The sequence below is a fragment of the Methylorubrum sp. SL192 genome (genome assembly GCF_026672325.1).
Lineage (GTDB): Bacteria > Pseudomonadota > Alphaproteobacteria > Rhizobiales > Beijerinckiaceae > Methylobacterium > Methylobacterium extorquens.
In genome coordinates this window covers 870057-889244 of the sequence record NZ_JAPPQV010000003.1, presented here as the reverse complement: position 1 = coordinate 889244, position 19188 = coordinate 870057, and the positions used below count along the sequence as shown (strand labels likewise).

Genomic DNA, 19188 nt, shown 5'->3' with positions numbered 1-19188 from the left:
CTCTCGACGGTGCGGCGTTGCGGGTAGCTCACTCGGCTCATGGCCAAGGTGTCTCGCGCGTGGAGGCGGATCAGGGCCGGCTTCTGCCGCCTTCGCTGCACGAGTTCGTGCCGCCTGGGCACAGGGCGCAGTTCGGGTGGGATACGGTGCGGGAAGCGCTCGACCTGTCGGCCCGCCTCGACACCGAGGAGCGCGGCTACCCGGACGTTTCAGGCTTGGCCTGTCACACCACAGCCGGAACCGTAGAGCGAACAGGCCCATGACTGTTTTCCCAGCACAAAACCATCAAATGATACAAATTTAGTCCGCAAGCACAGCATTGTCTCTTGAGCGACTCGTCGGCCGCTTCCTAGCCTCGCACCCGGTAATCAACACGAGAGAACGGCCGTGCCCCAGTCCCAAGCGAGCGCCCTGCGCGATGTCGTGCGCGCCACCTACCGGCGCGCGGGGCTCGACAAGTCCGAGACCGAACTCGAGACTCTGCTTCCCACCGTCCGGCCGTTGATCGACTTCGATCCGCGCGAGGCGCGCGAGGCCGACATCGTCGGCCTGCTGGGCAAACTCACCCTGCGGGACGCATCCCTGCCCGCCGCGCCCGGCCCCGTCTCCCTGGTCCGTACGCTGTCGAAGGAGCCGCTGGCCGCCTATGGCGGCACGGCGCCCGACATCACCACCAAGTCGGCCACGGAACTCGCCGCCCTGCTCGCAAGCGGCACGATCACCTCGCGCGAGATCGTGCTCCAGTACATGTACAAGATCCAGAAGCTCGACCGCGCCGGTCCGGCTCTGCGATCGGTGACGGAACTCAACCCCGAGCTTCTGACCATCGCCGACCGCATGGACGCACGCCGGGCCGAGGCCAAGGCGAAAGGAGAGACGCTGCCGGACCTGTTCGGCATCCCGATCCTCCTCAAGAACAACATCGAGACCGGCGACCATCTACGCACCACCGCCAGTTCGATGGCCCTGATCGGCTCGAAGCCGGCGGCCGACGCGCCCCTGGTGGCCAACTTGCGCGAGCAGGGGGCCATCATCATGGGCAAGACCAACATGAGCGAGTGGGCCAACTTCCGGGGCGGGATTGTTCTCAGCGGACAGGGCGGAACCGCCATCAACCCGTTCGGACCCGATCAACCGCTATACGGCTCGAGCGTTGGGTCGGGCATCGCGGTTGCCATGGATTTCGCACCGCTCACCGTTGGGACGGAGACCAACGGCTCGATCACGAGTCCGTCCACGGGCTACCACATCTGGGGTCTCAAGCTGACGCGCGGTCTCGTGGATGGCGCCGGCATCATCCCGGGCGTCGCGTCGCTGGATACGCCCGGTCCCATGGGATCGAACCCGTCCGATCTCGCTCTGATGCTCAACGGGATGCGGGGGAGCGGGACGTCCGGCCCCGCAAATCCGCCGACCGACTACACCAGCAAGATGAACGGCGATCTGACAGGTGTCAGGATCGGCGTCGATACCACCGACGCATCTCCGGCATTCGTGTCCCTGCTTTCGGCCGCCGCGACAGGGTCCGGGGCGACGTTGGTCACCTACAACAAGGCGGCATACGATCAGGCCGTTTATGCGGCGGTGCGCGGCCTCGATACTGCGGACATCAGCGAACTCGTCAAACTGTATAATGGATTGGCGCCCTCGACAGCCGTAACCCAGGCTCAAATCGATGCGTTCTTAAAAATACTCGTTACCGATATGTTAAACCAATGGTACACCGCCTTTCCTCTGAGTACGGCCATAGGAAACGCATACGGACTCATCTCTGCATACGAGCTCAGGAAGTACATCGACGAGAATCTGGGTGCGCGCGAAGCGAATCCTCAGGACTACGACAGCGCCCTGGTTCGACTGCTCGGTACCACCTTCCGGCCGCTTAGCGGCGACGGGGCGAAATTCGCGCGCGATCTGCCGGATGTCGTTGCATTCAACGCAGCGAATCCGGAGATCGAGAGGGTCGGCTTCGGGTTCGACACTTTCGTCAGCGTCGCCAGGCTGAGCCTCGATGACCTCGTCAGGAGCTCAGGTTTCGATTCCGCCGCCGCGCTCGAAGCCGCCGCCGTAAACTGGAAGGGGATCATCGGGAAGATCCTTCACGAGGTGAGAGCCGGTCTCGGCGTCGATGTCTCGTTCGATACCCGGTTCGACGAGAACGCGATGGCGTTCGCAAACTCGCCTCAGTTGGTCGTTCCCGTCGGTCCGGGACGCGGTTCCACCGGGCAGATCATGAACGCCGACCCGTTCGGCGAGGAGGCCATGCTCCGGGTCGGCTACGCCCTGAACGAGAAGCTGAACGACCCCGCCTTCGCGAGCCTGCGCGCGATATCCCCGTCCATCCCCGAGACGGGCTTCACCAATCAGCCGCCCGACCGGGGCCCGCTTCTGCCGCTGGTGCTGCACGATCTGGATGACCACGGCCGGGCAACGCTGGCCCATCTCCTCACCACCGAGATGGCCCCCCTCGTGCTCCACACCACCGGAAAGCTCGCCCAGCCCACCTTCGACGGACGCATCTCCGGCAATGGCGGCCTGATCAAGGAGGCCGACGGCGTCCAGGCCCTCACCGGCGACAGCGACTTCACCGGCACCGTCCAGGTCTGGAAGGGCGCCCTGGCGATCAACCGCAACCAGGCCCTCGGCAGCGCCGCCAACGCCGTCAGCCTCGAAGCCGGCAGCGCCCTGATCGCCAGCCGCAGCCTCACCCTGGCCCGCGACCTGCTCCTGAAGAACGGCGGTGCCCTCGGCGCCGGAGCCGAGATCACCCTGATCGCCGACGGCGTGATCGCCGGCAATGGCGGCCTGACCAAGACCGGGGCCGGCCAGCTGACCCTGGCGGGCATCAACACCTATACCGGCGGCACCCGCGTCGCCGAAGGCGTTCTGGCCGTCGCCGCCGATGCCGGGCTCGGCCAGGATTACGGCGCGCTGCGCTTTGCCGCCGGCACCGGCCTGCTCGTCACCGGCAGCTTCGCCACCCAGCGGCCGTTCCAGCTCGACGGGGAGACCCACCTCTCCATCCGGGCCGGCGCCTCCCTGACGGTGAACAACCTCATCGACGGCGCCGGCAGCCTCGTCCTCGACGGCGGCGGCAGCCTCACCCTGGCCGCGGCCGCCAACCGCTTCGCCGGCGGCATCCAGCTCAAGGCCGGCACCCTCGCCCTCGACGGCGCCGGCGCCGCCGGGCTCGGCACAATCCGCTTCGAGGCCGGGCCCCAGACCCTCGTCCTCGACGACGACGCCTTCCAGGCCGGCATGTTCGGGGGCACGATCGCCCGGTTCGGCACCGCCGACACGATCAGCCTGGCCGATCTCGCCTACTCCACCGGCGCCACCGCCCAGTACGATCCCACCGCCCAGGCGCTGACCGTCGTCAGCGGCGGCCTCACCCGCCAGCTCACCCTGTCCGAGCTCGGCCGCGGCGGCTTCACCCTGGCCTCCGACCCGGCCGGCGGCACCCGCGTCCTGCTCACCGGCGTGCCCGTCGGCCTCGCCGCTTCGGGGCCGGGCCTCGACGCCCAGGGCAACGGCCTGCTGAAGGCCGGGGCTGTCCTCAGCTTCACCGTCGAGATGTCCGATCTCGTCACCGTCGAGACCGGCGCGGGCCGCCCCGTTCTGGTCCTGTCCAACGGAGCGGAGGCGGCCTATACCGGCCAGCCGAACGGGACGAGCCTCGGCTTCGCCTACACCGTCGCCCCCGGACAGGACAGCCAGGCCCTCGCCGTCGCCCGGCTCGACCTACGCGGTGCCGTCATCCGCGACACCGGCGGCCACGTGGCCGACGTGACGACCCTTCCCGCCGCCCCGTCGGGCACGATCACCCTCGACACCACCGCACCGACGCTGGCCCTGACCGCAGCACCGCCCGCCACGGTCGAGGCGAGCTCCGCCGCGGGTGCCGCCGTGAGCTTTACCGCCAGTGCCGGAGACGGCGTCGATCCGGCCCCGCGCGTGGTGTTTAGGGCCGGCGACACCGTCGTGTCCTCCGGCCAGACCTTCGCCCTCGGCACCCACAGCGTCACCGCCACCGCTTTCGATGCCGCCGGCAATGCCAGCGCCCCGGTCTCGTTCGACTTTACGGTGCAGGACAGCACCGCACCGACGCTGGCCCTGACCGCGGCACCGCCCGCCGCCGTCGAGGCCAGCTCCGCCGCGGGTGCGGCCGTGAGCTTCGCCGCCAGTGCCGGGGACGGGGTCGATCCGGCCCCGCGCGTGGTGTTCCGCGCGGGCGACGCGGTGGTGTCCTCGGGCCAGACCTTCGCCATCGGCACGCACAGCGTCACCGCCACCGCTTTCGATGCCGCCGGCAATGCCAGCACCCCGGTCTTGTTCGACTTCACGGTGCAGGACAGCACCGCGCCGACGCTGGCTCTGACCGCGGCACCGCCCGCTACCATCGAGGCGAGCTCCGCCGCGGGTGCCGCCGTGAGCTTCGCCGCCAGTGCCGGGGACGGGGTCGATCCGGCCCCGCGCGTGGTGTTCCGGTCGGGCGACGCGGTGGTGACCTCCGGCCAGACCTTCGCCATCGGCACCCACAGCGTCACCGTCACCGCATTCGATGCCGCCGGCAATGCCAGCACCCCGGTCTCGTTCGGCTTTACGGTGCAGGATACCACCGCACCGACACTCGCCCTGACGGCGGCGCCGCCCGCCACCGTCGAGGCCAGCTCCGCCGCGGGTGCCGCCGTGAGCTTTACCGCCAGTGCCGGGGACGGCGTCGATCCGGCCCCGCGCGTGGTGTTCCGGGCGGGCGACGCGACGATGGTGTCCTCCGGCCAGACCTTCGCGCTGGGCACCCACACCGTCACCGCCACCGCTTTCGATGCCGCCGGCAATGCCAGCACCCCGGTCTCGTTCGACTTCACCGTGGGGGACAGCACCGCACCGACGCTGGCCCTGACGGCGGCACCGCCCGCCACGGTCGAGGCGAGCTCCGCCGCGGGCGCCGCCGTGAGCTTTACCGCCAGTGCCGGGGACGGGGTCGATCCGGCCCCGCGCGTGGTGTTCCGGTCGGGTGACACCGTGGTGTCCTCCGGCCAGACCTTCGCGCTCGGCACCCACAGCGTCACCGCCACCGCCTTTGACGCCGCCGGCAATGCCAGCGCTCCGGTCTCGTTCGACTTCACCGTGACGACCCCGGTCGCGCCGGCCACGGCGAGCTTCGACTTCGCCCTGAGCCAGGCCAACCTGCGCCAGGCCCCGGGGCACATCGCCCTGATCGGGCCGGACGGCCTGAGCCACGACGTCACCGCCGTCGAGACCTTCGTGTTCACCGATGGCGTCGTCCGGCAGAAGGACGCCGCCCCGCTGGTCGACGACCTGTTCTACTACGCCGCCAATCCCGACGTCTGGCAGGCCCAGATCGATGCCGAGGCGCACTATGCCGCCTATGGCTGGCGCGAGGGCCGCGACCCGAACGCCGCCTTCTCGACCGCGGGCTATCTCGCGGCCAACCCGGAGGTGGCCGCGGCCGGCCTCGACCCGCTGGTCCACTTCGCGCAAGCGGGCTGGAAGGAGGGCCGCGATCCCGCTGCCGGCTTCGACGTCGAACGCTACCTCGCCCGCCATCCGGAGGCGCGGGCGGCCGGCCTCGATCCGCTCAGCCACTACCTCGCCCAGGGCCGGGCCGAGGGGCACGTCGCCCATACCGCGATCGGACGCCCGGCCGACCTGGCCGAGCAGGGCGGCTTCGATGCGCAGGCCTACCTGCTGTCCAACCTCGACGTGGCCGAGGCGGCCCGGGCGGCCGGGGGCGACAGCTTCGCCTTCGCCCGGACGCACTACACGACCTATGGCTGGCAGGAGGGGCGCAACCCGAACGCGGTGTTCGACACCAAGGGCTATCTCGCCGCCTACGGCGACGTGGCCGCGGAGGGGATCGATCCGCTCGCCCACTATGTCCGGTACGGCGCGGCGGAGGGCCGCGACCCTTCCGCCGGCTTCGACGGCAAGGCCTACCTCGCCGCCAACAGTGACGTGGCCGCGGCGGGGCTGAACCCGATGCTGCACTATCTCCAGTACGGCGCCGCCGAGGGCCGCAGCGTCTTCGCCGACGGGCACTTCGCCTGACGCCCGCTTCCCCAGCGAGGCTGAAATCCCCGCTGGCAGGGGGCGGGCCGGCTGGCCTCTCGAGGTCATCCGATCCGCTCCCATGCCGATCCGTGTGCGCGCCGTGCCGCCGGCCACGAAACACGCTCGGCAGCGCGGCTACGGCGTGCGGCCGTGCCGCCGGCCACGAAACACGCTCGGCAGCGCGGCTACGGCGTGCGGCCGGGCGGCCGGATCATCGCCGTGCCCGATCGGAGGCGGCGCCCGCCTGATGCCGTTCGAGCGCCAGCTTCGCCCGCTAGGGCTGGCCCCTCGGCGGCAAATGCAACGCGTTTGCGCCCAACCCGCTTCTTGGCTCCGTCGTCGCCACGCGGCCCGCGCACCCTAAGGCACTTGACGCGCTGCGGGTCGACAAGCGCCAGCCGTGGATCGAGCCGACGTCCGCAGCGCCACCGCTGGCCTTTTGAAGATTAAGTGGAGCGGGCGATCGGGATCGAACCGACGACATTCAGCTTGGGAAGCTGAAGTAATTCTCTGCGCATCACATTAAGAAGTGTTTGCAGGTATGCAGCCAGACAGCCATAAAATCGATTACCCCGCGCTCCTACTGCTCTCAGAATTCAAACGGCAAGGCCGATCAACCCGCAGGCGCGACGTTGCGAAGTGCCCTTCTCCTCGATGGCCCAGCTCACGGCTGTTCTGCGTGCGCCGGGCGTCAGAAGTTTTCTCCCAAAGCCTCGCGCAGCGTCGCCACGTCGAGCATCGCCTCGGCGAGAAGCTACTTGAGCTTGCGGTTCTCCTCGTCGAGCGCCTTCAGCCTGCGCGCATCCGGGACCTCCATGCCGCCGAAGCGCGAGCGCCACGTGTAGAACGTCGCGTCGCTGATGCCGTGGCGGCGGCAGACCTCAGCCACCGGAAGCCCAGCCGGCTGCTCCTTCAGGATGACGATGATCTACTCTTCGCTGAACCGACTTTTCTTCATCGTCCGTCCCCTTATCGACGGACCCTAGCTTCAGAAAGACGGCAGACCAGGGGGCAAGGTCAGCCGACTTCGGGGTTTCCGGTCATGAACCGCGCCGCGATTGTATCGCCCTCTCTCGACACGCCCGACGAGACAAGCCGAAGCCGCTACTCTGCCGCGATCGGTAGCAGCACAGGCTCATCCGGCGCGGCCTCGGATCGGCTCCGCCATCCTTGACGCGGCGGCGCCACGGCCACTTGGTTCCGGCCGTTGTGCTTGGCCCGGTAAAGTGCCGTATCCGCAGCGCGTATCAGTTCGGCACTGGTGCCCGAGGTGCTCGGGACGGAGGCGACACCGAGTGAGGCAGAGACCTTTGCCCCATGCGTGCCGGATAGGCTCTCGATACGGCCTCGGATCTGCTCGGCCTTGGCTGCCGCGTCCTCGAGATCGCAATCGGGCAGAAACACGATCATCTCCTCGCCGCCATACCGACAGGCCACATCTGTCTCCCGCAAGGCGCCCACGATGGCGGCGGCGGCTTCGCACAGGACCGCGTCGCCAGTCGCATGACCGTGCTCGTCGTTCAGTCGTTTGAAGTGGTCGAGATCGATCATGACGACAGAAACTTTCCGGCCTTCCCGTTCGGCGAGCCGAACGTAACGCTCAAGACTGTCCTCCATGTAACGACGATTGTAGAGCCCAGTCAGTGGATCGCGAAGGGCTTGGTTGCGCAGCTTCTCACGAAGAGCGATGTTTGAGAGCGCAAGTGACATGGCATCGCCGAGCGCGGAGCTGAGCGGCAGCATCGCGGCCAGGCGTGTCTCCGCGTCGGCCCCCTCCGCGAAGATCTGCAGGAGTCCGAGGTTTTCGCCGCGCGCCGCCATCGGGATCTCCAAGGCCGCCATGCCAGAGGCATGGTGCTCGCAGCAGAGAGCTTTCGCCCCTCGATGGTTGATGTGCGGCTTGCCGCGCTTCATCGCCCAGCACTGGCCGACCATGATAGCCTCCGGGAGGGACGCACTGTCACTGCATGCCCAAGAGGTGGAGAGAACCAGACGATCACGCGAGTTGTTGAAGACGTAAAGGGCACCACCGAAGCCAGCGATGAGTTCTCCGGCGGTGGCTCTCAGAACCGCGTTAGCGTCGTGGTGATCCGCTGCGCTCTGCAGCATGTCGGTCATCCCGAACAAGTGGCCGACCTGCTTACGAGAGGCCTCCACCTGCGTAATGGCGGCCTGCCGCGCTTGAGCATCGCGTGCCGCAGACCGGAAAGCGAAGACCATCACTCCGCCGATCAGGAGCTGCGAGAGCAGAACGAAAAGCTTGCCGATCTCGATGCGGGTCTCGTGCACAGCGAAGTGCGCGTTCCAGTCGGTCAGGAACGCGTCGAAGGCACTTCGAATCCTACCGACCTGAGCAGCACTATGGCGCTCCCTGAGTAGCGCCTGCGCCTCGCTGAGACGTCCGGTCCGCGCGAGCTCGAGCACCTCGGTCCAACTCGCCTCAAGCGATTCGATAATGCCTCCCGCCGTAGCCTTGCCGTCCGATCTCCCAATGAAGGGGGTAAGTAAGGCGAGCTGCGCGGTGCGCCGGCTGTGCAGCGCCTCGAGTGCGCGGTTGAACGCTCCGAACTGACCATCGCCCGTCCCCAGTGCCTTGTTCAGGACATAGGACTCCGCGTCCATCAGCGCTTCCTGCGCGATACGCATCTGACGTCCGCCCTCGCGCAGATCGATCAGTGCCTGCTGATGCGCGTTAGTGAAGAAGAACCCCGACAGGGCCGTGGTCACCATCAGCGATACCAAGCCAATCTGAACGCTCAGGCGACGCTTTCCTGGACCGCTGGCTTGACGTTGATCGACCGCCCCGAGTTCCATCGCAACGAGAGACATAGTTGTGTCCGGAATGTCGGTGACAGCGCGCCGTCTGAGGCGAGCCTACTTAGCTCCTGTGTCTGCCTGACACGTGAATGAATATGGCTAACAGTGCGGTGGAGCCCTCCTCTAAAGTGTTACCAGCCACTCTCCCGGGCCCTGAAAGCTCGGCATGAACACCAATGACGAGGCCGAAAAGATCCTTGGATGGAAGCACATTTTTCGAAGTTTGGCGCAAACGATAACAATTAAGAAATTCAGCGGCAGTTTTGGATGAATGTGCAAGCGCGCTGCTTGTTATGCGGCAAAACCCCTCGGCTTATTCGCTAGTCCCCAGTCGGATGGTGTGAAGCGACGCTCCATCGTCGCCTCTGTCGATCAGAGATCGGGAAAGGCAGGCTGTGGAAGGCCACAGCTTTGACGAGCCCCCGGCGCCTCCCGGCTTCGAAATCCAGTCGATTTCCTGATCGTATCGATTGGAACTATGCGCTTATCGGATCGTGGCTCCGCCGGCATCTTGAATGTGCGCCGGTCATGAGAACGTGCGCCGCGAGCCCCGCATCGGGACGCGACCGAACCATGCCGCGTGTGCCGGAAGTGGCCAGCCATGCCTGCCTCCACGATCACCTCTGATCATCCTGCCCTTCAAGCTCAAGCCGTCCTGGCCGGGCGCAGATGCATGCCTCCCGCTGGGCTCGCGGTGCAGCCGCTGCGTAAGCGGAGCGGTTCTGTGCTCCTGCTTGGCGGCGCGATCCTGCTCTGGGGGGCGAACTGGCCGGTGATGAAGCTCGGTCTCGGCCATGTTTCGCCCCTGTGGTTCTCCGCTGCCCGGTTCGCCACGGGGGCCGCCTGCCTGTTCGCTTGGCAGGCCCTGCGCGGCGAGGTGTGGTGGCCTCAGCGCAGGGACCTGCCTCGCGTCGCCTCCATCGGCTTGTTTCAGATGATGCTGTTCACAGCCCTCGGGACCGTGGCGATGAGGCATCTTCCGGCGGGGCGGTCGGCGATCTTGAGCTACACCACGCCCCTCTGGGTGCTCCCGGTCGCGGTCCTGGTGTTCGGCGAACGGATCGAGCGTCGGCATTGGGCCGGTCTCGGCTTGGCTGGGCTCGGCGTTCTCGTTCTTCTCAATCCGCACGCGGTCGACTGGGGGGACGGTCAGGTCGTCGGCGCCAACGCCATGCTGGTGGCGGCCTCGCTCGCCTGGGCCGTGTGCATCCTGCACCTGCGCTACGGGCGCGCCTCGGCCTCGGCCTCGGCGATCCAGCTCGCGCCCTGGCAGATGCTCGTCGCCGCGGCCACCCTGGCCCCGCTGGCCTATGCCGTCGAGGGTCCCTTCACGGGCGACGGCACGGCGGCCTTCTGGGCCTGCCTCGGCTTCGTGGGGCCCGTCGCCACGGCCTTCTGCTTCTGCGCCGTCAACGCGGCGAGCGCCCGGCTGCCGGCCAGCACGACCGCGACCCTGATGATGGCGGTGCCGGTCACCGGTCTCGCCCTCTCCACGGCAACCCTGCACGAAGACCCGAGCCTCGACCTGATCGTCGGAGCCCTCGCGATCGTGCTCGGCATCGCCGCGAGCGCGCAACGATCCCATCCCTGACACCTACACCGAACGAGGAGCATTCCCATGAAGGCCGTCGGCTTCCACACCTCCCTGCCCATCGAGAACGAGGCGGCCCTGGTCGACTTAGACCTGCCGACCCCGGTGCCCGGCCCCCGCGACCTGCTCGTCCGGGTTCAGGCGGTCTCGGTGAATCCGGTCGATACCAAGGTCCGCGCCCGGGTCACGCCGGCCGAGGGGCAGCCGCACATCCTCGGCTACGATGCGGTCGGCCTCGTCGAGGCGGTCGGCCCGGAGGTCCGGTTGTTCCGGCCGGGTGATGCAGTGTTCTACGCCGGGGCGCTTGGCCGGCCCGGCACTAATGCCGAACTGCACTGCGTCGACGAGCGCATCGTCGGCCACAAGCCCGCCGCGCTCTCGGCGGCGGAGGCCGCGGCCCTGCCGCTCACCGCGATCACCGCCTGGGAGGCGCTGTTCGACCGGCTCGACGTCGGCAAGCCGGTGCCGGGCGCCGCCCGGTCGATCCTGATCATCGGCGGGGCGGGCGGCGTCGGCTCGATCGCGACGCAGCTCGCCCGCCAACTCACGGACCTGACCGTGATCACCACCGCCTCGCGTCCCGAGACCGCCGCCTGGAGCCGCGATCTCGGCGCCCATCACGTCATCGACCACACCAAACCGTTGGCCGCCGAGGTCGCGGGGCTGGGCTTGGGCGCACCGGGCTTCGTGTTCTCGACCACCAGCACCGACCGACACCTCACCGAGATCGCGGAACTGATCGCCCCGCAGGGCCGCTTCGCCCTGATCGACGATCCCGACAGCCTCGACGTCATGCTCTTCAAGCGCAAGAGCGTGTCGACCCACTGGGAGTTCATGTTCACCCGCTCGATGTTCTCGACCACCGACATGGAGGCGCAGGGCCAGCTCCTCGACGAGGTTGCGCGCCTCGTTGATGCGGGCCGGCTGAAGACCACCCTGGCCGAGCGTTTCGGACCGATCTCGGCCGCCAACCTGCGCCGTGCCCACGCCTTGATCGAGAGCGGACGGGCCAAGGGCAAGATCGTTCTGGAAGGTTGGGCATGACCGGACGATCGCCCTCGACGGCGTGATGGCGCCTGGCTGTACGATCAGCCCTGCTCAGGTCCGCTCTCTCGCGTGCCGACCCGGCTCCTCGACGCGCCCGGAACCGCGCCCGAGACCCTGTCGGGCGCGGTGGAGCGCAGTGCCGTCACGCCGTCGACCGGGGGCACTGCGATCGCCGCCGACGGAACCCTCTTCGTCAGCGATACGGACACGCAACGCATCCTCCGGATCGCGCCGGACGGCACCGTCTCGAGCCTGATCGAGGACCCGCGCCGGCTCCGGGTCGACGCGATGTGGATCGAAGCCACCGGACGGCTCTGGATGCCGGCAGCACAGATCAATCGCCTTGCCCTGTTCCAGGGCGGCACGTCCCGCGTGCGATACCCGGTGGAAGTCTTCATTTTGCAGGTGGGCGCCGAGCCGCCCCCCCAACGATCATCGCTGAGGAGGGATCATGTCGGACTCGACGAAAACGGGGCGCTTCGACCTGAGGGCCATCGCGGCGGCGCTGCCCGCGACGGCGCAGACGCTGCTGGTCGACACCTACCTCACGGACCGCGAGGCGGCGAGCGCTCGGGTGTTCCGGGTCTATCGTCCCACGCCGCCGCACTACCATGCGACCTGCGACGAGTACCTCTACGTGTTGTCGGGGCGTGGAACGTTCTGGATGGAGGATGCGAGCCAGGAGGCGGCGTTCGGGCCGGGCGATCTCCTGTTCTTCGAACGGGGAACCGTTCATGCCCTGCCGACGATCACGCAGGAGCCAGTCGTCTTCCTCTCAGTCGACACGCCGCGGCGCCCACCGACCGACATCGTCTTCGTCGATGCCGCGGACGGGTCACCCGAGACCTTCATAGCCCGCAACGCGCCGACGGGCTGAGCGCGGCTCGGCCGTCACGGAACGCTGAGCCGCCCCGTGTCACGAAGGTTCGGCCAGCCTCAAAGCCGTCGGTCAGGCGATCCTGTGCAAGAGCTCGATCGCCAGTGGTTCGCCAAGAAGTTTGTCGAAGCGCGCGGCGAGCGCTCGGAAGTTCGGGCCATCGGCATGGACATCAAGGGCGGCCTGGCTTTCCCAGACCTCGTACATCACGATCGTGCCCGGCTGCTCTCGGCTCTCGTGGGCCGTGTAAGCGAGGCAGCCGGGCTCCCCGCGCACGGCGGGCGTGATCGACGTCATGGCCTGTGCCAGCGCCAACTCCTGTCCAACGCGGGGCACCAGGCGGGCGATCAGATGAACGCGCTCGGACATCGTTCTGAGTTCCCTGGTTCAATTTCCGCCCGGCCGTGATCCTACGGTGCGACGCGCATACGCGCCGGACGACTGCCAACCGCTCAGGCCGCGATGGTGAGCCCGTCGTGACCGGCAAGGCTCTGGCTGAGGAAGGTGATCAGCGGCTCCACGAGATCGGGCGCCCGGTCCTCGCCGAGCACGCTGACCTCCGTCATCGGCAGAGCCGGCCAGAGGTCGGGCGCGCGCAGGATCTGCATGCCCTCCTGCACGAAGGAGCGGCCGAGCAACGTCACCCCAAGCCCGCCCGCCACCGCCGCCTGGACGCCCATCAGGCTGCTCGCCGTGCAGGCGGCGACCCAGTCGCGCCGCACGGAATCGAGGGCAGCGATCATCGATTCACGATAGCTGCACGGAGCTGCCAGCATGACGAGGCGCGCGGGCTTGGTGAAGTCGAGCTGGTAGTCGGCGGAGGCGAGCCAGACGAGGGGCTCGCGCCAGATCACGCGTCCTCGTCCATTCGTGCCGCTGCGCTTGACGATCACCGCATCGACCCGGTCCGCGTCGTAGGCTTCGAGAAGGTTGCAACTCAGGCCCGTCATCAGCGCGATGTGGACGTCGGGATAGAGCCGACCGAACCGCGCGAGCAGCTTCGGCAACTGACCGGGGATGAAGTCCTCCGACACGCCGAGCCGCAGGGTGCCGCTCGCGGTGGGCTCCCGCCAAGCGCGCATGAACCGGTCGTTGAATTCCAGCATTTGACGTGCCGCGACCAGCAGCCGCTCGCCGTCTGGCGTGAGCCCGAGCATACGGCTGGTCCGGTCGAAGACCCGCCGGCCGAGGATCTCTTCGAGGCGAAGCACCTTCTGGCTCACCGCCGATTGCGAACGGTGCACCACGTCGGCGGCGGCCGTGAAGCTACCTGTCTCGGCGACCGCCACGAAGGCCCGCAGCAGATCGAGCTCCAGATCCGGGTATCGCATGGTTCGGCAGCTTCCCAGTCTCGCAAAAACTCAATACCGAGGCCCGGTCCATCACCGGCATCCTACCCATCAACCGTTCGGCGACCCTTGCCACGGGGCTCATCCCCGCCCGATGAGGGTGTCGACTGAGCGACAGGACCGTCGAGTTCCTCGACATGCTCGCTGGCCGGGAGCACGACGACCCGCGTCTCGACCGGAACGCGACCGTAGAGGTCGATGATGTCCTGGTTGAACATCCGGATGCAGCCGGAGGAGACGTCGGTGCCGATAGTCTGCGGTTCGGTAGTCCCATGGATGCGATAGAGCGTATCGCGCGGGCCCTCGAAGAGGTAGAGCGCTCGGGGTCCCAGCGGGTTGCCGAGGCCGCCGGCCATGCCGTTGCGCCAGGGCCCGTTGCGGTCCGGCTCCCGCGCGATCATCTCCGCCGTCGGGGTCCAGCGCGGCCAGTCGGCCTTGCGTCCCACCCGCGCCGACCCGCTCCAGGCAAGACCCGCCCGACCGACACCGACCCCGTAGCGCAAAGCGCGGCCCTTCTCGCGCACGAGGTAGAGGAACTTGCGGCCCGGATCGACGACCAGCGTGCCCGGCGGTTCGGCACGCGGATAGGCGACCTCCTGGCGGAAGTAGCGGGGATCGACGCCGCCGATCTCGGTTGCCGGCAGCGGGAAACGCTCGTCGGGGCGCGCGCCGTACATCGCCGTGAAGGCTGCGTTCGGCACCGGTACCAGGGCACTCTGCCGGGGTTCATCGGTCACGCAGCCGCCCAAGGCTAAAGCAAGCCAGGTCAGCCGGAGGATGGTCGAACGCTTAGGACCATCACCCTGCCAGGGGGAGGCAAGCGAGCCCGGCTCGTTCATGACACGCGCTACCCTTCCAGAGATGTCCCACGTTCGAGGCCATCAAGGGACCTCAAACCGCCGGGGAAGGATGCCCCTCGTCGATGTCCGACGGAAACGCATAGTTCTGATGGGATCTAGCTGCCGATCGAATGGGATCGTACCAGCCTGCCTGTGGTCTCTCCGATCGCGGGGACCATGGTTGTCTTGAGCTACAACCGGTTTCCTACCGACCGGTGTCGACCCAATGCTGCCCTGGACGGGCGCACCGTCGCGATCTGCCGCCTCGGCGCGCTTGATCTGAACGGCCGGCTGGCGGGCGCCGCGGGGCTGATGACCGCATGGCCGAGGTCCGGAAGCGGATGCTGACGGCGGCGAGGGTTTGATACGAAAAACCCCGCCGCGGCTGAGCCGGGCGGGGCTGGAGAAGGTGCGCGCGGGACTGATCGCGCGTGAGGCATCAGTGGCGTGCGGACAGCGGCGGGTCTATCCCTGCGCCGAAGCCGAGGGAACACGATCACGTCACCCCGGCGGCGCTCCTCCGAACGGAAGCCCCTGTCCGCCACCCATCCCCGATGTAGGGCCCGGTGCGCTCGATCGCAGGGCCTATGCCTACAGGGGAGCAATCGTCGAGTGGACCTATACATACGCGCATGTGAACGACAGCGGTTCGATTCGGTGCTCATCCACGATTTGCTTGTGTGGCCTATCCTTGGAGAAAGCGAATATGTTCACTCACATCATGATCGGCAGCAACAACTTGGAGCAGGCCCGGAGCTTCTACGATGCCACATTCGCCGCTCTGGGAGGCCAGCCCGGTGAGATGGATGCCAGAGGCAGGCTGATCTACTCCCACGAGGGCGGGCGGCTGATGGTCACGAAGCCCATCGATGGCAAGCCGGCAACCGCAGCCAACGGTGGGACGATCGGTATCGCAGCAGCGAGCCGTGACCATGTTCTCGCGTGGCATGAAGCCGGGCTCGCGCATGGTGGTACTGCGATCGAGAGCCCGCCCACAGAGCGTCCGAACGGATCCTTTGTCGCCTATCTTCGTGACCCGGACGGAAACAAGCTGACGGCACGGACGCATCCGGGGAAGTGACAATAACCGGTGTCAACTTTACGTCGTTCGAATTGAAGATGGAGGCCAATGCTGGACATCCGAGAAGGATCGGCACGGTCTCAGTTTAGCTTTTCGAGCACTGCACTGGCAGGCCCGGGCGCTCCACATACGCCGCCCGAACCACCATCCGGCGTCTCACGCACGAACGTTATGATCGGTCCGACGGTGATCTCGGACTTTGCGGATGGCCGCTCGTGAGTGTGGAAAAGGGTATGAAAAACCCCGCCGCGGCTGAGCCGGGCGGGGGTGAGTTGCGTCATGGAACGAGAGGTTCCGAAGTGAAACCCCAATCGGGTCAAACGGTTCAGCCTCGGTTTGAAATCGCACCGTGTCGCCGAAACGAAAGACCCCGCGCCGGCGGACCGGGCGGGGCAAGGTGGTTGTGGACTGAGATGCCTGAGAGTGGAACGACAGCCCTGAGATAAACGGGTGGTTGTGGGCAGATAGTCCCACATCCTGGCGCGGCCCCTGCGAACCGAAGTGCCCCGTCCGCCACCAATCGCCGATGTGGGGCCGGATCGGCTCGATCGACGGGCCGATGCCGGCAGAGGGTGGGGAGCCGTCCTCAGGGTGTTGCCCGAAAGGCGACATTCGGCTTGGCGCCGATCGGCACGGAGCCTGCAGCGGCGGAGACCAGCCAGCTGACCAACTTCTCGACATCTGCTTTCCGAACCGAGTGGCGCGGGCGAACGACCCAGTAAGGGTGCGCGTCGAGGACAGGCCCGAACGGTTGGACCAGTGCGCCGCTCGTCAACTCGTCGGCGGTCAGCACGTCAGAGAGGAGCGCTATCCCCTGGCCGGCGATCGCGGCCTGGATGACATGCCCTTCGTCGCTGAACCGAATGCCCGCTCTGCCATCGACGCCGGTCACCCCGGCATGCCGCAACCAGGCAGGCCAAGTCGGCGTCTCGAAATGCAGCAGCGTGTGATGTCTCAAGTCACCCACGGATCGAATGGCGAGGTGGGGACTACAAGCAGGAGTAACGCGCTCGGCTAGAAGCCTGTGAGCGTCGAAATCGGAATAGGGACCCGGCCCGTACCGGACCGCGACGTCCACGCCATCGCGAGCGAAGTCGATCAGGCTGTCGGACGCGTGCAGTCGCAGGTCGCAAGCGGGATGCGCGGCACGGAAGTCGGCAAGCCGTGGCACCAGCCACTTCGCGACGAAGGCGGTCGGAGCCGAGAGCGTGAGGACACCGGCCGCGCGCCGGCCGCGGATCTGGTCGATGGCTTCGGCAAACGCGTCGAAGCCATCGCGGAGCACGGGCAGCAGTACGGCTCCCTCTGCGGTCAATCGGACCCGGCGCGTCTCGCGGTGGAAGAGGCGCAGCCCCAGGGTTTGTTCGAGAAGCCGGATCTGATGGCTGATGGAGGTCGGCGTGACGCCCAGTTCGTCGGCTGCTCCGCGGAAGCTCAGGCGGCGCCCTGCCGCCTCGAAGGCCCGCAGCGTCGCGAGCGGGGGAAGCGACCTTCGCATCGTCATGGCTGAATGTAGCTCATCCGTCCCGTGAGGAGAACGAGTTCGTCATCCCGTATCCCGGCTGACACAAAGGCGCCTGCCGAGGACAGGAGACTCACTTGAAAGCGATGGTGTTGACGAGGTTCGGGGGGCCGGACAGCTTCGAGCTCCGGGATCTACCCGACCCACGGCCAGGACCCCGGCAGGTCCGCGTTGCGGTGCATGCGACGTCGATCAACCCGCTCGACGCACAGATCCGCCGCGGTGACTACGCCGATCAGGTCGAACTGCCTGCCATCATCGGGCACGACGTCTCCGGGGTGGTCGACCAAGTCGGATCAGACGTGACGAACTTCCGCGTGGGGGATGAGGTCTATTACACGCCGCAGATCTTTAGCGGGCCGGGATCGTACGCGGAATACCATGTGGCGGACGCCGAGATCGTGGCGCGAAAGCCGGCCAACCTGACCCATTCCGAGGCCGCGAGCGTCAGCCTGGTCGGCGTGACCGTTTGGGAGGGGCTGGTCGAGCGGGCCCGGTTGCAGGTGACCGAGACCGTCCTGATCCACGGCGGCGCCGGCGGCGTCGGGGCCATCGCCGTCCAGGTCGCCAAGGCCATCGGCGCGCGGGTCCTGGCGACGGCACGAGGCAGCGACGCGGCGCTCGTCGAACGGCTCGGCGCCTCGGCCGTCATCGATTTCGAGCGCGAGGACTACGTGGACGCCGTTGATCGCCTGACCGAAGGCAGGGGCGTCGACGTCGTTCTGGATACGATCGGGCGCGACACGCTTTCGCGTTCCCCACGCATCCTCCGCGAGGATGGGCGAGTCGTCACCCTGGTGGACACGGCGACGCCCCAGAACCTCATCGACGCCTGGGGCCGGAACGCGACCTACCACTTCGTTTTCTCTCGCCAGAACGGCAGCAAGCTCGACGCCCTCACGCGCCTCCTCGAGCGAGGCCTGGTGGTGCCGCAAGTCGGCCTGGAGTTTCCCCTCGACGACGTCGCACGCGCCCACGCGCGCTCCGAGGAGGGCCGGCTCAAGGGCAAGATCGTGCTCAGAGTCAGATCGTGACGCAGCCTGACCTCTGCCGGAGTCCCTGACCTGATAGGTCGCGATGTCCTGTAGGTCGAAGACGACGACGACATCTCAAAGCCAGCACAAGAGGTGATAACCATGAAATTTCGCAACGGCCCTGATTCGCTACTTCGTCACGAAGACTCCGTACTGGTTCTGATCGATCATCAGCCTTACCAGCTCACAAACCTGAACAGCCACGATCCGCATATGGTCGTGAACAACACGACCGCTCTGGCTAAATCCGCCAAGGTGTTCGGCGTGCCCACCATCCTGACGAGCGTCATAGCAGAGCGCGGCGGCGTCATCTTCCCGCAGGTCACCGATGTCTTTCCGGGCCAGGAGGTGATCGACAGAACGTTCATCAACACCTGGGAGGATGAGAAAGTCGTGGATGCGGTTAAGGCGACCGGCCGCAAGCAGCTGATCGTCGCAGGCCTCTGGACCGAAATCTGTGTCGCGATGCCCGCGATCCAGGCCGCAGGCGAAGGCTGGGACGTCACGGTGATCACCGACGCCTCCGGGGGCGTCTCGGTTGAGGCTCACGAAGTCGCCATCCAGCGCATGATCCGGGCCGGCGTGAACATGATGACTTGGCTGGCGCTGGCGGCCGAGTGGCAGCGCGACTGGGCCCGCCTGGATACCGCCGTCGGTCTCACCGAGGTGCTCAAGCAACACGCTGCCGGCAGCGGCATTGCATATCTTTGGGAACAGCAGCTACTCGCTACGCCTGTGCCGAAAGCCGCGGGCTGATCGAATAGCGGCCGCCCTCGCCGATCCGGCGGGGCGCACGGGCGGCTGGACGGAGCGGTTCAAGGACATCCCGCTGAGCGCAGATGGCTCGATCTATCTCTCGGCCGGCGTGGAGATCCGCACCCGTTACGACGGCGATGCCAATCTCGACTGGGGATCGGCGCGCCACGATTCCTTCGTCTGGCAGCGCGTGATGCTCG

12 protein-coding genes and 2 pseudogenes are annotated in these 19188 nt (G+C 67.2%); 8 read left to right on the top strand and 6 right to left on the bottom strand.

The annotated features are described in order from the left end of the window. Nucleotides 1–39 precede the first annotated feature (39 nt). Nucleotides 40–203, top strand: a pseudogene (locus OVA30_RS04865) (IS5/IS1182 family transposase); the annotation flags it as partial. A 184-nt stretch (nucleotides 204–387) separates the two neighbouring features. Beyond that, the gene (locus OVA30_RS04860) at nucleotides 388–6072 is read left to right on the top strand and encodes an amidase family protein (protein ID WP_268174761.1); all 5685 of its coding nucleotides are present in this window, start codon (nucleotides 388–390) and stop codon (nucleotides 6070–6072) included. 608 nt (nucleotides 6073–6680) lie between these two features. On the opposite strand, the pseudogene OVA30_RS04855 reads toward OVA30_RS04860, so the two are convergent. Beyond that, nucleotides 6681–7003, bottom strand: a pseudogene (locus OVA30_RS04855) (transposase); the annotation flags it as partial. Nucleotides 7004–7179: 176 nt separating this feature from the next. Beyond that, on the bottom strand, nucleotides 7180–8904 hold the full coding sequence (locus OVA30_RS04850) for a GGDEF domain-containing protein (RefSeq protein WP_268174760.1): 1725 nt from the start codon (nucleotides 8902–8904) through the stop codon (nucleotides 7180–7182). A gap of 712 nt (nucleotides 8905–9616) precedes the next feature. Between OVA30_RS04850 and OVA30_RS04845 the strand changes: the two genes are divergently transcribed. The 3 genes from OVA30_RS04845 to OVA30_RS04835 all read left to right on the top strand — a co-directional run bounded on the left by OVA30_RS04845 (nucleotide 9617) and on the right by OVA30_RS04835 (nucleotide 12407). Next, complete coding sequence (locus tag OVA30_RS04845) at nucleotides 9617–10483, top strand: DMT family transporter (protein ID WP_268174759.1); 867 nt, start codon at nucleotides 9617–9619, stop codon at nucleotides 10481–10483. Nucleotides 10484–10510: 27 nt separating this feature from the next. After that, a complete protein-coding gene (locus tag OVA30_RS04840) occupies nucleotides 10511–11527 on the top strand; it encodes a zinc-binding alcohol dehydrogenase family protein (protein WP_268174758.1) in 1017 nt (338 codons plus the stop codon). A 454-nt stretch (nucleotides 11528–11981) separates the two neighbouring features. Beyond that, nucleotides 11982–12407 carry a cupin domain-containing protein gene (locus OVA30_RS04835; RefSeq protein ID WP_015822255.1) on the top strand — a complete coding sequence of 142 codons (426 nt, stop codon included), beginning with the start codon at nucleotides 11982–11984 and terminating at the stop codon, nucleotides 12405–12407. 72 nt (nucleotides 12408–12479) lie between these two features. Here OVA30_RS04835 and OVA30_RS04830 read toward each other — a convergent pair whose 3' ends face one another. From OVA30_RS04830 to OVA30_RS04820, 3 genes are all read right to left on the bottom strand, one after another. Continuing rightward, a complete protein-coding gene (locus OVA30_RS04830; RefSeq protein ID WP_268174757.1) occupies nucleotides 12480–12776 on the bottom strand; it encodes a putative quinol monooxygenase in 297 nt (98 codons plus the stop codon). Nucleotides 12777–12859: 83 nt separating this feature from the next. After that, a complete protein-coding gene (locus tag OVA30_RS04825) occupies nucleotides 12860–13738 on the bottom strand; it encodes a LysR substrate-binding domain-containing protein (protein WP_012253262.1) in 879 nt (292 codons plus the stop codon). Nucleotides 13739–13800: 62 nt separating this feature from the next. Further along, entirely contained in the window at nucleotides 13801–14595 is a 795-nt protein-coding gene (locus OVA30_RS04820; protein WP_268174756.1) for a L,D-transpeptidase, read from the bottom strand. A 706-nt stretch (nucleotides 14596–15301) separates the two neighbouring features. Between OVA30_RS04820 and OVA30_RS04815 the strand changes: the two genes are divergently transcribed. Next, nucleotides 15302–15676 carry a VOC family protein gene (locus OVA30_RS04815; RefSeq protein WP_012253260.1) on the top strand — a complete coding sequence of 125 codons (375 nt, stop codon included), beginning with the start codon at nucleotides 15302–15304 and terminating at the stop codon, nucleotides 15674–15676. Nucleotides 15677–16262: 586 nt separating this feature from the next. On the opposite strand, the gene gcvA is transcribed toward OVA30_RS04815, so the two are convergent. Beyond that, nucleotides 16263–17180 (bottom strand): transcriptional regulator GcvA, encoded by a 918-nt coding sequence (gene gcvA / locus OVA30_RS04810; RefSeq protein WP_268174755.1) that lies wholly within the window; start codon nucleotides 17178–17180, stop codon nucleotides 16263–16265. A 95-nt stretch (nucleotides 17181–17275) separates the two neighbouring features. On the opposite strand from gcvA, the gene OVA30_RS04805 reads away from it, so the two are divergent. Beyond that, a complete protein-coding gene (locus OVA30_RS04805) occupies nucleotides 17276–18232 on the top strand; it encodes a zinc-dependent alcohol dehydrogenase family protein (protein WP_268174754.1) in 957 nt (318 codons plus the stop codon). A 102-nt stretch (nucleotides 18233–18334) separates the two neighbouring features. Further along, nucleotides 18335–18988: a hydrolase gene (locus tag OVA30_RS04800; protein WP_268174753.1), complete on the top strand. Its 654-nt coding sequence runs from the start codon at nucleotides 18335–18337 to the stop codon at nucleotides 18986–18988. The last annotated feature ends 200 nt before the right edge of the window (nucleotides 18989–19188 follow it).

Excerpts from the sequence above, each read along its gene's own strand:
- OVA30_RS04830 (WP_268174757.1), bottom strand. The coding sequence starts at position 12,776 with ATGTCCGAGCGCGTTCATCTGATCGCCCGCCTGGTGCCCCGCGTTGGA.
- OVA30_RS04825 (WP_012253262.1), bottom strand. The coding sequence starts at position 13,738 with ATGCGATACCCGGATCTGGAGCTCGATCTGCTGCGGGCCTTCGTGGCG.
- OVA30_RS04800 (WP_268174753.1), top strand. The coding sequence starts at position 18,335 with ATGAAATTTCGCAACGGCCCTGATTCGCTACTTCGTCACGAAGACTCC.
- OVA30_RS04840 (WP_268174758.1), top strand. The coding sequence starts at position 10,511 with ATGAAGGCCGTCGGCTTCCACACCTCCCTGCCCATCGAGAACGAGGCG.
- OVA30_RS04815 (WP_012253260.1), top strand. The coding sequence starts at position 15,302 with ATGTTCACTCACATCATGATCGGCAGCAACAACTTGGAGCAGGCCCGG.
- OVA30_RS04850 (WP_268174760.1), bottom strand. The coding sequence starts at position 8,904 with ATGTCTCTCGTTGCGATGGAACTCGGGGCGGTCGATCAACGTCAAGCC.
- OVA30_RS04835 (WP_015822255.1), top strand. The coding sequence starts at position 11,982 with ATGTCGGACTCGACGAAAACGGGGCGCTTCGACCTGAGGGCCATCGCG.
- gcvA (WP_268174755.1), bottom strand. The coding sequence starts at position 17,180 with ATGACGATGCGAAGGTCGCTTCCCCCGCTCGCGACGCTGCGGGCCTTC.
- OVA30_RS04820 (WP_268174756.1), bottom strand. The coding sequence starts at position 14,595 with ATGAACGAGCCGGGCTCGCTTGCCTCCCCCTGGCAGGGTGATGGTCCT.